This is a genomic window from Polycladomyces zharkentensis (assembly GCF_016938855.1).
GTDB lineage: Bacteria > Bacillota > Bacilli > Thermoactinomycetales > JIR-001 > Polycladomyces > Polycladomyces zharkentensis.
On the sequence record NZ_JAFHAP010000004.1, the window covers coordinates 341,760 to 354,433 of the forward strand.

10 protein-coding genes, 1 riboswitch and 1 other annotated feature (1 of these 12 only partly in view) are annotated in these 12,674 nt (G+C 55.1%); of the genes, 2 read left to right on the top strand and 8 right to left on the bottom strand.

The features are described from left to right. Window positions 1–334: 334 nt before the first annotated feature. The 3 genes from JQC72_RS03505 to JQC72_RS03515 all read right to left on the bottom strand — a co-directional run bounded on the left by JQC72_RS03505 (window position 335) and on the right by JQC72_RS03515 (window position 4,260). Window positions 335–1,498 carry an aminotransferase class I/II-fold pyridoxal phosphate-dependent enzyme gene (locus JQC72_RS03505; RefSeq protein ID WP_205492807.1) on the bottom strand — a complete coding sequence of 388 codons (1,164 nt, stop codon included), beginning with the start codon at window positions 1,496–1,498 and terminating at the stop codon, window positions 335–337. Beyond that, window positions 1,464–2,660, bottom strand: coding sequence for an aminotransferase class I/II-fold pyridoxal phosphate-dependent enzyme (locus JQC72_RS03510; RefSeq protein WP_205492809.1), 1,197 nt, complete (start codon window positions 2,658–2,660; stop codon window positions 1,464–1,466). Before JQC72_RS03510 ends, JQC72_RS03505 begins: the two co-directional genes overlap by 35 nt. Before the next feature lie 298 nt (window positions 2,661–2,958). Continuing rightward, the gene (locus JQC72_RS03515; RefSeq protein ID WP_205492811.1) at window positions 2,959–4,260 is read right to left on the bottom strand and encodes a homocysteine synthase; all 1,302 of its coding nucleotides are present in this window, start codon (window positions 4,258–4,260) and stop codon (window positions 2,959–2,961) included. 214 nt (window positions 4,261–4,474) lie between these two features. Continuing rightward, a riboswitch (SAM riboswitch) is annotated at window positions 4,475–4,592 on the bottom strand. 213 nt (window positions 4,593–4,805) lie between these two features. Between JQC72_RS03515 and JQC72_RS03520 the strand changes: the two genes are divergently transcribed. Then, window positions 4,806–5,999 carry an ornithine--oxo-acid transaminase gene (locus JQC72_RS03520; protein ID WP_205492813.1) on the top strand — a complete coding sequence of 398 codons (1,194 nt, stop codon included), beginning with the start codon at window positions 4,806–4,808 and terminating at the stop codon, window positions 5,997–5,999. Window positions 6,000–6,133: 134 nt separating this feature from the next. Here the strand turns inward: JQC72_RS03520 and JQC72_RS03525 are convergent, their stop codons facing one another. Further along, window positions 6,134–6,331, bottom strand: coding sequence for a hypothetical protein (locus JQC72_RS03525; protein WP_205492815.1), 198 nt, complete (start codon window positions 6,329–6,331; stop codon window positions 6,134–6,136). A gap of 396 nt (window positions 6,332–6,727) precedes the next feature. After that, the gene (locus JQC72_RS03530) at window positions 6,728–7,378 is read right to left on the bottom strand and encodes a helix-hairpin-helix domain-containing protein (protein ID WP_205492817.1); all 651 of its coding nucleotides are present in this window, start codon (window positions 7,376–7,378) and stop codon (window positions 6,728–6,730) included. Between the two features lie 91 nt (window positions 7,379–7,469). Here JQC72_RS03530 and comER point away from each other — a divergent pair, with 91 nt between their 5' ends. After that, on the top strand, window positions 7,470–8,306 hold the full coding sequence (comER, locus tag JQC72_RS03535; protein ID WP_205492819.1) for a late competence protein ComER: 837 nt from the start codon (window positions 7,470–7,472) through the stop codon (window positions 8,304–8,306). 629 nt (window positions 8,307–8,935) lie between these two features. On the opposite strand, the gene JQC72_RS03540 is transcribed toward comER, so the two are convergent. The 3 genes from JQC72_RS03540 to leuS form a co-directional block, all read right to left on the bottom strand. Next, window positions 8,936–9,166, bottom strand: coding sequence for a M24 family metallopeptidase (locus JQC72_RS03540; protein ID WP_205492821.1), 231 nt, complete (start codon window positions 9,164–9,166; stop codon window positions 8,936–8,938). A 135-nt stretch (window positions 9,167–9,301) separates the two neighbouring features. Then, window positions 9,302–9,451, bottom strand: coding sequence for a hypothetical protein (locus tag JQC72_RS03545; RefSeq protein ID WP_205492824.1), 150 nt, complete (start codon window positions 9,449–9,451; stop codon window positions 9,302–9,304). Between the two features lie 677 nt (window positions 9,452–10,128). Then, window positions 10,129–12,585: a leucine--tRNA ligase gene (gene leuS, locus JQC72_RS03550; RefSeq protein ID WP_205492828.1), complete on the bottom strand. Its 2,457-nt coding sequence runs from the start codon at window positions 12,583–12,585 to the stop codon at window positions 10,129–10,131. 55 nt (window positions 12,586–12,640) lie between these two features. Beyond that, window positions 12,641–12,674, bottom strand: a binding site (T-box leader); it runs 206 nt beyond the window's last position.

Here is a 12,674-nt window from a genome sequence, read left to right on the forward strand (position 1 = left end):
GGGTGTCTCTATTCTACCATATTTGATGTAGAAAAAAGGATCATCCGGGACAATCATCCTCAAACACAAAAATCCGGTCAAGTATTCCCTTGACCGGTGAGACTGCCGACCCATTTGATCCATTCACGGTTCCGGGTGCCGTTCTCTCTCCCGCTCCTGAATCGCAGCGCACTCATGGCAGCGAGTTCGAATTTCCCGTCGTGCGGAACAGAGACGGAAAACAGGAGTCCGCGGACTTTGCCGGCAACGATCCTTGCCGGTATGAACGGTTATCGTTCGCCGAAGACGGCTGTGCGCTTTCACTGCGTTTTTGTCAACAACCTCAACCGGTTCATCACCGGTTGGAAGCGACTGAGACCGTTCGGATCGACAATGCCTGATCCAAATCGTTCAACAGGTCATCCACATCCTCCAATCCGACGGACAGCCGGAGCAATCCGTCGGTGATCCCATGTTGCTCCCGTACATGTTGCGGCATGGCAGCATGGGACATCTTGGCCGGATAGGAGAGGATGCTTTCCACCGCACCCAGGCTGACCGCCACGATGGGGAGACGTACGCGACTCAGCACCTCCCGCGCCCGTTCTCCTGATCCGACGTCAAACGACAGCACCGCACCGTGTCCGCTGGATTGTTGACATTGCAAACGATGGCCGGGGTGTGAGGGAAGCCCCGTGTAATACACCCGTTGTACTTCGGGGTGATTCGCCAACGCACGGGCGATCGTTTCCGCGGAACGGGTGGCAGTGTCCATCCGGGTTTTGAGCGTTTTGATTCCCCTGAGAACCAACCAGGCATCCTGCACACCCAACACCGCACCGATCGCGTTTTGCAGGAAGCCGATCCGTTCGGCCAAGTCCGGATCTTTTACGGCCACCAAACCGGCCACGACGTCACTGTGCCCACCAATGAATTTGGTCGCACTGTGAATGACGATGTCTGCCCCCAACAACAAAGGATTTTGATAGACCGGACTCAAAAACGTATTGTCCACCATCAGCAGCGCACCGTGACGGCGGGCAATCTCCGCCGTACCGGCAATATCCGTCACCTTGAGGGTGGGGTTGGAAGGCGTTTCGATGTAAATTCCCTTGGTGTTGGGACGGATCGCCGCCTCCACCCGGTTCAGATCGGTCGTGTCGACAAAGTCAACCGTAATGCCCAATCGGGGCAACACTTCGGCCATCACCCGATAAGTGCCACCGTACAAGTCCTGGGAAGCCACGAGATGGTCCCCGCTGGAAAACAGCAGCAATACGGTGGAGACGGCCGCCATTCCTGACGAAAAGGCGAATCCGCGGGAGCCGCTCTCCAGCTCGGCGATGGTCTTCTCCAACGCTTCCCGCGTGGGATTGCCCGACCGCGCGTAATCGTACCGTCCCGGTTGATCCAAATCAAACTGGTGATAGGTGGATGCGAGATACATGGGTATACTGGCCGCCCCCGTCCGGGGGCAAATCTCGTTACCATTGTGGAGCAATCGGGTCGCGAACTTCATCCCGTTTTTCCTCCTTCCATACCCGTTCCGCCTGATCGAGCGCCTGCGCCAGATCAGCGATCAGGTCATCCACATACTCGATCCCGACCGACAGCCGAAGCAGACGATCGCACACCCCGACTTTGCGTCGCGTTTCTTCCGGGATGTCGGCATGTGTTTGCGTGTGCGGATACGTGATGAGCGTTTCCACTCCGCCCAGGCTCTCCGCAAACGCGATCAACCGCAACGAAGACAAGAGCGGCCCCACCAATGCGGGCGATTTCACGCGGAACGACAACATGCCGCCGCCCCCGTCGGCTTGTTTGGTCTGTACTTCCCACGTCTCCGACTGCAACGCGGGATAGAACACTTCATCCACCAGCGGGTGCTGACGGAGGAAATGGGCCAATTGATAAGCGTTTTCCTGATGCTTCTCCATCCTCAGCGCCAACGTCTTCATCCCGCGAAGCAACAACCATGAATCCTGCGGTCCCAGCACGGCGCCGATCGCGTTGTGCAGCCCCGCCATCCGTTCGCTCAACTCGTCTCCCTTGGTCACAATCAAGCCAGCCAATACATCATTGTGTCCGCCCAAATATTTGGTCGCACTGTGAATGACGATATCCGCCCCGCACTCGATCGGACGCTGGAAATACGGCGTCATAAACGTGTTGTCGACAATCGTGATCAAACCGTGACATCGCGCGATTTCACAGACAGCACGCAAATCGGTTACCTGCAACAGGGGATTGGTGGGCGTCTCGACGAAAAAGGCGCGCGTTTCCGGACGGATGGTTGCCTTTACTTCGTCCAGACGGCGGAAATCGACATAGCTGAAAGAAAGACCATACCGTGTCATCAACGATTCAAACAGCCGGTACGTTCCTCCATACAAATCGAGCGAAACGATCAAATGATCCCCCCGCGCAAACAATCCCATGACCGTTTGCACGGCGGCCATCCCCGAGCTGCATGCGAATCCGGCCGTCCCACCCTCCAGACGGGCGATCGCTTCTTCCAACACCGCCCTGGTCGGGTTGGCGGTCCGGGTGTAATCATATCCCGTGCTTTGGCCCAATCCCGCATGTCGATAGGTTGTCGAATAATACACCGGATAACTGATCGCCCCGGTGTTGGTCTCTTTGTTTGAACCCAGCTGGGCCAGTTGTGTCTCAATCCGCATGCCATTGTTCCCCCTATTCCCATAACCGTACGGAAAGTCTATTTCGGTCATATCGTTTACACAGACGGAGACGTGCTTTCCCGCTTGTCCCGTCCGGAAAACACGTCCCCTGATTCATCCCGTCATCATCGCTTCGCCCGAATCACCGTCTCTCTTCTCCCTCTGCAATCCGCGATGGCGACATCCAATGAGCCGGCTCATCGGTTGTCATGCCAAATCCTCCTCCAGGAGCGATCGATGACGGGATTTCCTTGAGAGACCGGTTTTCATCCTCCAATTCATTTAAATGGTCCTGACATCAAGCGGTGACGACTTGTTGACTTTTCTTCAACGCCTGATCCAGATCAGCGATCAAATCGTCCACCGACTCAATTCCCACGGACAAGCGTACCAGTTCCGGTGTTACGCCTGCGGCCAACTGTTCTTCTTCCGTCAACTGCTGATGAGTGGTGCTGGCCGGATGAATCACGAGGGATTTGGCGTCACCCACGTTGGCCAGGTGAGAGAAGAGGCGTAAGTTTTCGATGAGTTTTTTGCCCGCTTCCAAACCACCTTTGATACCGAACGTGAAAATGGCGCCTTGCCCTTTGGGCAGATATTTTTTCGCTTTTTCGTACGACGGATGGCCTTCCAATCCCGGATGACTCACCCACTCCACCAGTTCGTGTTCCTGGAGGAACCGGGCAACCCGAAGCGCGTTCTCGCTGTGCCGTTCCATTCTCAGATGCAACGTTTCCAACCCTTGCAAGAACAAAAACGCATTGAACGGAGAAATGGATGCCCCGATGTCCCGCAGCAATTGAACCCGAGCCTTGATGATGTATGCCAGCGGTCCGACCGCTTCCGTGTAGGAAACCCCGTGATAGCTGGGGTCCGGTTCGGTCAATTCCGGGAATTTGCCGTTGGTCCAATCGAATTTGCCCGAATCCACAATCACCCCACCGATACTGGTGCCGTGACCGCCGATGAATTTGGTGGCCGAGTGGACCACGATGTCCGCCCCGAACTCAATCGGCCGGCACAGGTACGGAGTGGCCAGCGTATTGTCCACGATCAGCGGCAAGCCGGCATCATGCGCCACTTTGGCCACGGCCTCCACATCCAGCACGTCCATTTTGGGGTTGCCGATAATCTCCGCATAAACGGCCCGCGTCTTTTCATTGATCGCCTTTTTGAAATTTTCCGGATCGGAAGGGTCGACGAACCGCACGGTAATTCCCAGCTTGGGAAAGGTATGGTGGAACAGGTTGTACGTGCCGCCGTACAGGCTGCTGGATGAGACGATTTCGTCTCCGGCTTTGGCGATGTTCAGGATGGAGTAGGTGATTGCCGCCTGACCGGAACTCGTCGCCAGCGCACCGACGCCTCCTTCCAGCGCGGCCACCCGCTTTTCAAAAACATCTTGTGTCGGGTTCATGATGCGGGTGTAGATATTGCCGAATTCTTTCAATGCAAACAAATTGGCCGCATGTTCCGTATCATTGAATACATAGGAAGTGGTTTGGTAAATCGGTACCGCTCGGGCATTGGTCGTCGGGTCAGGTTCTTGGCCACCGTGGACCGCCAACGTTTCCAAACCGTATTGTTGCGTATCGCTCATCACCATCATCCTTTCGCAGGGATTGAACGCTTTGGGGTATCTCTCCGCATACCCTGTGGGTCGTGTGAGCCTCTCTCTCGCTCTTGCAACACACACTCAGAAGGGCACGCCTGCCAAAAGCCGCCTTTCCGATTGGTGACGGAAGCCTGCAACAGTGGAATGAAAAAGCCTCTTCTCCGATAAGAGAAGAGGCTTTGGATACGCCAGCTCTCCTCTCTTATCTCTCGGAAACCGTTGGCGGCGGTTTCCGCAGGAATTGGCACCTTCCGGTTCGTACAGACCGGGGTTGCCGGGTTTCATCGGGCCAGTCCCTCCACCACTCTCGATAAGAGATTCCAAATCCGATTCAATTGTATCGACAATCAGAAAACTTGTTTTTCATTATACCGGTCTCTCATGTCGCCGTCAACCGCTTTTTAAAGAAAATGTTCCGTCATTGATTCCGTTCCGAATTCCATCTAAAATGGTGATAGATTGCTCATTTTCGGGTCAGGGCGTGTTGATATGCGCCCACACATCAAATTTATTCATCCAAGGAGGCCATCATGTCACGAAACCAAGCGTTGATCGAACTGACGGACAAATACGGCGCCAGGAACTATCATCCCCTGCCGATCGTGATATCCAAGGCGGAAGGCGTCTGGGTGGAGGATGCCGACGGCAACAAGTACATGGACATGCTGAGCGCCTATTCGGCATTGAACCATGGACACCGCCATCCCCGCCTGATCGCGGCGTTGAAAGAACAAGCGGATAAAGTCACTTTGACCTCCCGTGCTTTCCATAACGATCAGCTGGGACTTTTTTACGAAAAAGTGGCTCAACTGACGGGCAAAGAGATGATCTTGCCGATGAATACCGGTGCCGAGGCGGTGGAAACCGCCCTCAAAGCGGCCCGGCGCTGGGCGTATGACGTGAAGAAAGTGCCGGAAAACCAAGCGGAAATCATCGTCTGTGAAAACAACTTCCACGGCCGGACCATCACCGCGGTCTCCCTCTCGTCCAGTGACGAGTACAAACGCGGATTCGGTCCGTTGACCCCCGGCTTCAAAATCATTCCGTACGGTGATGTCGAAGCGCTGAAAGCGGCCATCACGCCCAACACGGCCGCCTTCCTGGTGGAGCCGATCCAAGGGGAAGCGGGCGTCATCGTGCCGCCGGAAGGATATCTGCGTGAAGCCTATCAAGTATGTAAAGAGCACAACGTCCTGTTCATCGCCGATGAGATCCAAACCGGCTTCGGGCGGACCGGCCAACTGTTCGCCTGCGACTGGGAAGACGTCCGGCCGGACCTGTATGTGATGGGGAAAGCGTTGGGTGGCGGCGTGATGCCGATCTCCGCCGTGGCTGGCGACAAAGAAGTGATGGGTGTGTTCGAACCGGGCTCCCACGGCTCCACCTTCGGCGGCAACCCGTTGGCCTGCGCCGTCTCGGTGGCTGCGCTGGATGTGCTGGTGGAAGAAAAATTGCCTCAGCGTTCCCGTGAATTGGGCGAATATTTCATGGCCGAGCTGAAACAAATCCAAAATCCGATCATCAAGGAAATCCGCGGCAAAGGTCTTTTCATCGGAATGGAATTATTCGAACCGGCCCGTCCGCACTGCGAACGTCTGGCTGAAGAAGGATTGCTGTGCAAAGAGACACACGAAAACACCATCCGTTTCGCCCCGCCGCTCACGATTACCAAAGAGGAGCTGGATTGGGCACTGGACAAAATCCGCAAAGTGATGACTGCTTGATCGATGAAATTCGGCCCCCTTGGTTCACGAGGGGGCCGATTGTTGACAAAGTCCTGCGTACTCCGCATTCTTCCATCTGCAAAACGCCGTCTTGTATCCGGACAAGTCACTTGACGATTCACACGGCTAAAGTGTCACAGGCACTTCCTATGGTCATCGTGGGATTCAGCGGAGTCCGAGGTCAATGCCTCTTTTTTCGCCTTGGTTGGCTTCAACGTGATCGGCAAGGCAGTGAACCATTTGCGATTCTTCCTGTAGAGCTTCGCCGTTCCTTGTTTGGCCGTTCCGTCGATGATCCGATCCAACCATTGTTGCTGATATGACCGAGCCACAAACGGAAATCCTGGATCACACAAAATCATCTGGAGAAAACAGTATCCGAGTCACCATAAACTGATACTGCTTTAACTTCGTAGACACCCAGTTTCCGTGTGTTCGCAGACTGGGCGTATTGATATATGTATCCCGGCACACCGATGCGCTTCTCCGGCATAACGACACCGTGCGGAAGTCGCCTTTCATCCCGCGATTGAAGACATGGGATGAAAGGCGACTTTTTCTGTCAATCTCTTTTGTACGGGTGGGCCTTTTCCCCTCTCCTGTTTTGATTCAGCTCAATCATCGATGGAAAAAAGGCCATCCCCCTCTGATTCGTCATCACCGGACACAACCATCGGGTAGATTCGACCGGGAAACAGTGCTCCGTCTCTTGATCCAATAAACGGATTTTAAGGTACTGTCAAGCGATCGCGAAACTTGGCCAATGTTTTCTCCCCGATTCCCGGCACGTTGGCCAGCTCGTCCACTGAGCGAAAAGGACCGTGTTCCTCACGATAACGTATGATCGCCGCTGCTTTGGAAGGGCCGATCCCATCCAGCTGATCGAGCTGTTCCGCTGTGGCGGAATTGAGCGAAATTTTGCCGCCATGATCTGTCGTACTTTTCTGCGTCCCTCCACCGGGGGTTGAAACGGACGCACCGACTACGGGCGGAGGTCCCTGTTCTCCTTTTCGCGGGATATAGACCACCATCCCGTCAGCCAATGGCTGAGCCAAGTTGACCCGATTCAAATCCGCCGACGGTGCCGCACCGCCTGCCTGCTTCATCGCGTCCAGTACACGCGAACCGCCGGACAACTTGTACACACCCGGATGGTTGATCGCCCCCTTTACGTCGACGACAATCTCGGTGGCTTTATCCTTGTTCCCGACAGACGGTTTCGCAGGTTGGACCGGTTTGTAGGCGGGCAGGGTCGGAACTGATGCAGTCTCTTCCTGGCGACTGATCAACAACACGATAAGTCCGATCACAACCAGTGCCAGCACCCCTGTGGCCAGCGCCCATTTATCGATCCGCTGATACCACTTTTCCTCCCACACCCCTTACTCCCCCTTGCCTCATAATCCTCCCCGTTCCTGCATATGGTTTAGGAGAAATGGGCAGCGTCATGCGGATGGGGAGGGAATTGTGATGAAATTCGGCTTCATCGGGACGGGAAGCATGGGGAGCAATCTGGTTCAAGCATTTGTCCAATCCTACGCCATGCAACCCGATCATATCATCGTTTCCAACCGTACACGGGACAAAGCGGAACGGCTGGCTCTGGATTGCCCCGGCATTCACGTGGCCGATCACAACCTGGAAACGGCCAGAAAGGCGGATTGCATCTTTCTCTGCGTAAAACCGGGAGATTTTCGACATGTGTTGGATGAGATACAGGATGTTGTCCGGCCGGATCAATATGTCATTTCCATCACCAGCCCGGTGATGATTCGCGATTTGGAAGAGCATCTGGAAGGGAAAATCGCCAAAGTGATCCCCAGTATTTGTCATGCCGCATTGTCGGGCAACTCTCTTTTGATACCCGGAACCCGTTTTTCGGATGAAGACACTCAGTGGTTATACCAGCTCTTCTCCTGCATCAGCGAGCCGTTGTACATCGACGAGGCCCATACGCGCGCCGCTTCCGATTTGGCCAGCTGTGGCCCTGCGTTTCTTGCCAACATCTTGGAACAATGGACCCGAGCCGCCGTGAAAGTGACCGGACTGCCTGAGGAAACCGCCGTTTCCCTGGTGGAACAGATGGTCATCGGCACGGGAAAATTGCTGTCAGAGAACGGGTTCACACTGCAATCCCTTCAAGACCGGGTGGCCGTTCCCGGCGGGATCACGCGTGAGGGACTGCATCTGTTAAATGACGCCTTCACCCCCTGTTTCACCCGTCTTTTCCAACTGACGCACATGAAATTTTCCGAGGACCTTCACAAGGTGCAACAATCCTTCCAACGCGCTGAGAAAAAACTTTGAGACTCCCCACCCTTGAAAGCGTCGGATTTTCGGGGAGTCCGTTTCCGTTTTGGAAACGTCCGGTTTCAGTGTTCATCCTGTCCGTGAAAGCTCTGCCCAAGACATGTACCTCTATGGGACGGCGTCCCTGTTACCAGTACGGCTGAAGTGTAAAGATTCGTTCGCCACCGGACCCTCATACATGTTGTAACAAACCCGCTACCAGACAGTGTTTGCCAAACGGACAACATTGGTTGCTCTTCCCATCTCCCAAAGGGATGCCGGGACGCCGCCTTTCATATCATTGATGAATATGCCCCAAGGCACTTTCTGTGGGCGCAGGGGGGCAGGCGGCTTCTTCGGTTACTTGAATGATGCTCCCACATGTCATGCCCCGACCAAGCCGCTTTCATTTTACCACGTAATGCATTTTTTGGCATTCCTGTCATGATGATCTCATGACATGCCCCACACGGCCGAAGCACCGGAGGCACTCCCTTTGGTCGCCGTGGACTTTTCGTTTCATCCGGCGGGCAACCCACCTCCATTCGGCTTGGTCCAGGCAGGCGCCGTCGGTCCGGTAATTGTCCCACACGTGCAGCTTTCTCTTCCATGCCCGACCACTGATGATTTTCGTAACGTGTTTTCGCTCACATATTCACAGATTTCCCGCTGCTGTTCTCCGACCGAGCGGTATGCGACGGTAGGGTGATGTCCGAACAGCAACCTTCCGGTACGACCCCAAGGTCGAACAAAAGCAAATCTCCCTCTTGCAACCGGCGGTTGCCTAGTATGCCGTGTGCAGGCCGGACTTTTCCCCAAACAGTACCATCGTGGAGAAAGCCATGGTAGTTAAGTGTTTTCGCCCTTCTCGACTCCATTGCACCCAAATGCTGTCAGACTTGCGTGAGGGACAAAGCCCTCCCGACATCCCAACCCTGAAGCTCGCTCTTTATCAAAAGGCCCGGTTCACGGCTGCACCTGCAACCGGACCGGGCTTGAAGCGGTTCGACATCTCAAGTGGAAGGCCGGTTGGGACCTTTCACTTTTTTTTCTTTGTTCTCATCCACGGCACTGCCCAAGGTCGTTCCTTCCTGCGCCAACTTGGCATCACGGGCTTCGTCCGCTCCGATCGGCGGTAATTTTGAATCGGGTTCCACGCGCATAGACAACTTCCTTTCCTGCGGATTTCCGATCTTCAGATGTGATCGGCGATTATCCTTTAGGATATGGAAGAGATCGATTTCTCATGCAAAAAGAAAAAGCCCGCCCACAAAGCGAGCTGCAACTGCTGACAGAGTGGCGGGTACAATCGTGATTCCGGGTGAGCTGTTTTCCCTCTCTTCCCTTTCGACAAGCTGAAAGGTCGCTCGTGGAAAACGAATACCCTTCACTTTTAGAGGAGCGAATCTGAATTTGTATCGAGCAACTCTAACCGTTACGATGGAACGAACGTAAGAAAACAAGCCCGCCCAGCACCGGAAGCACAGGGTTCGACAACACGACCGGCAATAGAATCCCTGCGCGTTCCGGTCCTTTCTATCGGGCTTGAGTAGTCGGTGAACTACATCGCCATTTCAATGGCGAGCTTCTCGCTTCATCTGGCGCAGTGCCCTGCATCCATCCACGAAGGCACGTCCCATGCCTGGTTTGGTTTTGTTTACCGAGTTTTCGCTTGGATATAGTGTTTTAAGTGTTTCCGCACTCCATGTCAATATTATATTGTTGCTCTAAGCATCCCCGAAAGAGGATACCGAGCAACGCTCGCTATCCATCTACCCCATTGAAATGGGGAGGATTCCCGCTCGCTTATCCTAAACCATGATACATCCGATCATGTGGTTCAGTTGGCCACGATGTTGACCAGTTTCCGCGGTACGACGATCACCTTGCGGACCGTTTTCCCTTCCAACAGCGTTTGGATGCGGTCCAGCTTCATCACCATTGCTTCCACTTCGCTTTTGTCCGCCTCGGCCGGCACAACCACTTTGTCCCGCACCTTGCCGTTGATCTGCACCGCGATCTCCACTTCGTTCTGCACCAAAGCCGCCGGATCGAAAGTCGGCCACGACTGGGCATGCACGCTGTCTTGATGACCCATCCGCTGCCACAGTTCTTCGGCGATATGCGGGGCAAACGGCGCCAACAACAGCACGACCGTCTCAATCGCATCGGCCAGCGTTCCACGGTCGGCATCCTCCGGATAAGCATAGATGCCGTTGACCAATTCCATAATGGCACTGATGGCGGTGTTAAAGTGATAACGTTCATTTACGTCTTCCGTCACTTTTTTGACGGTCCGGTGCCGCAACCGGTTCAGTTCTTGGGCTTCCCTGCTCGTCATATCGGGTGCGGGACGTTGTTCGAACAGGGAGGCGTGCTGCTCCACCATCCGCCAGACGCGGTTCAGGAAACGGTAGCTTCCCTCCACACCGGCATCCGACCATTCCAAGTCACGCTCCGGCGGTGCGGCAAACAGGATAAACATCCGCGCGGTGTCCGCTCCGTATTTTTCCACGATGTCCATCGGGCTGACCACGTTGCCTTTGGACTTGGACATTTTCGCCCCGTCCTTGAGCACCATTCCTTGAGTCAGCAGGCTGGTGAACGGTTCATCCACCGGCACCAAACCGGCATCGTACAGGACCTTGGTAAAGAACCGTGAGTACAACAAATGCAACACGGCGTGCTCAATCCCGCCGATATACTCGTCGACCGGCAGCCACTCCTTCACCTTGTCCGGATCGAACGGCATGTCTTCGTTGTGCGCATCCGTATACCGGAAGAAATACCAGGACGAATCGATAAACGTATCCATCGTGTCCGTCTCCCGGCGTGCCGACTTGCCGCAGCGGGGGCATTCGGTGTGCACAAACGATTCCGACGTGGTGAGCGGATTGCGTTTGCCGTCAAATACGACGTCTTCGGGCAGAAGGACCGGCAACTGTTCTTTCGGCACCGGGACAATGCCGCAATCGTCGCAGTAGACAATCGGAATCGGGCATCCCCAATACCGTTGCCGCGAAATCAACCAGTCGCGCAGGCGATAGTTGACCGTCGGTCCGCCCAACCCTTTTTCCTCCAGATGACGGGCGATGGCCCTGATCGCTTCCCGGTTGTTCAATCCGTTGAAATCACCCGAGTTGATCAGTTTCCCTTCACCGGTATACGCTTCGGTCAACTCGTCGGTGTCGCTCTCCTCCGGACGGATGACGACACGGATCGGCAAATCGTATTTTTTGGCGAACAGGAAGTCACGCTCGTCGTGGGCCGGTACTCCCATCACCGCACCGGTTCCGTAATCCATCAAGACATAGTTGGCCACCCAGATCGGTACATTTTCGCCGGTTAAAGGATGTTGGGCGTACGCTCCCGTAAAATACCCCACTTTTTCCGCATCCGCCGCTGTCCGCGTGATTTCGGATTCTTTCCGCATGCGTTCGATAAAATCGGCGATGTCCGATTCGTTTTCCTTCCCGCGGATCAATTGCGGAACCAGCGGATGCTCCGGTGCCAACACCAAGTAAGTGACACCGAACAATGTGTCGGGACGGGTGGTGAACACGGTCACTTTTTCATCATCCAGTTCGGGAATGGTGAAGGTGACGTGCGCCCCCTCGCTGCGACCGATCCAGTTACGCTGCATGGCCTTTACTTTGTCCGGCCACTTCGGCAGACGGTCCAATCCTTCGAGCAGACGGTCGGCGTAATCGGTGATGCGCAGGAACCATTGCTCCAGCTCCTTTTTGGTCACCTCCGTGTCACAACGCCAGCACAGCCCGTCTTCAACCTGTTCGTTGGCCAGCACCGTGTTGCAGGTGGGGCACCAGTTGACGGCCGCCTTTTTGCGGTAAGCCAGGCCGCGCTCGTAAAAGAGCAGAAACAGCCACTGTGTCAACTTGTAATAGTCCGGCAGACACGTACCGACATACCGCTCCCAGTCGTACGATACGCCCAACCGGGTCTGCTCCTCCCGAATCCGCTTCATATTTTTCAACGTCCACTCGCGCGGATTCACCCCCCGCTGGATGGCGGCATTCTCCGCCGGAAGGCCGAATGCGTCGGCACCCATGGGGTGCAGGACGCGATAACCATTCATCCGTTTGAACCGGGCAATCACATCCCCGATGGTATACACCCGGACATGGCCCATATGTAACCCTTCACCCGAAGGATAAGGGAATTGTTCCAGCGCATAAAATTTCGGTTTGTCCCGATCCTCGTCGGTCCGGTGCATGCGGCGCTCCTGCCAGACCGCTTGCCATTTCGGTTCGATTTCACTCGGTTGATACGTCCGCATGTGACCCAACCTCCTTCTCACCAAATATGAAAACCTCCCGCCCCCAGCCTTCCATGCTAGGGACGAGAGGTTAGTTCACAACTCCCGCG

Bases quoted from the DNA above. Each gene is read 5' to 3' on its own strand.
- JQC72_RS03520 (WP_205492813.1), top strand. From the start codon at position 4,806: ATGTCACGAAACCAAGCGTTGATCGAACTGACGGACAAATACGGCGCC.
- JQC72_RS03510 (WP_205492809.1), bottom strand. From the start codon at position 2,660: ATGCGGATTGAGACACAACTGGCCCAGCTGGGTTCAAACAAAGAGACC.
- leuS (WP_205492828.1), bottom strand. From the start codon at position 12,585: ATGCGGACGTATCAACCGAGTGAAATCGAACCGAAATGGCAAGCGGTC.
- JQC72_RS03545 (WP_205492824.1), bottom strand. From the start codon at position 9,451: ATGCGCGTGGAACCCGATTCAAAATTACCGCCGATCGGAGCGGACGAA.
- JQC72_RS03540 (WP_205492821.1), bottom strand. From the start codon at position 9,166: ATGGAGTCGAGAAGGGCGAAAACACTTAACTACCATGGCTTTCTCCAC.
- comER (WP_205492819.1), top strand. From the start codon at position 7,470: ATGAAATTCGGCTTCATCGGGACGGGAAGCATGGGGAGCAATCTGGTT.
- JQC72_RS03505 (WP_205492807.1), bottom strand. From the start codon at position 1,498: ATGAAGTTCGCGACCCGATTGCTCCACAATGGTAACGAGATTTGCCCC.
- JQC72_RS03515 (WP_205492811.1), bottom strand. From the start codon at position 4,260: ATGAGCGATACGCAACAATACGGTTTGGAAACGTTGGCGGTCCACGGT.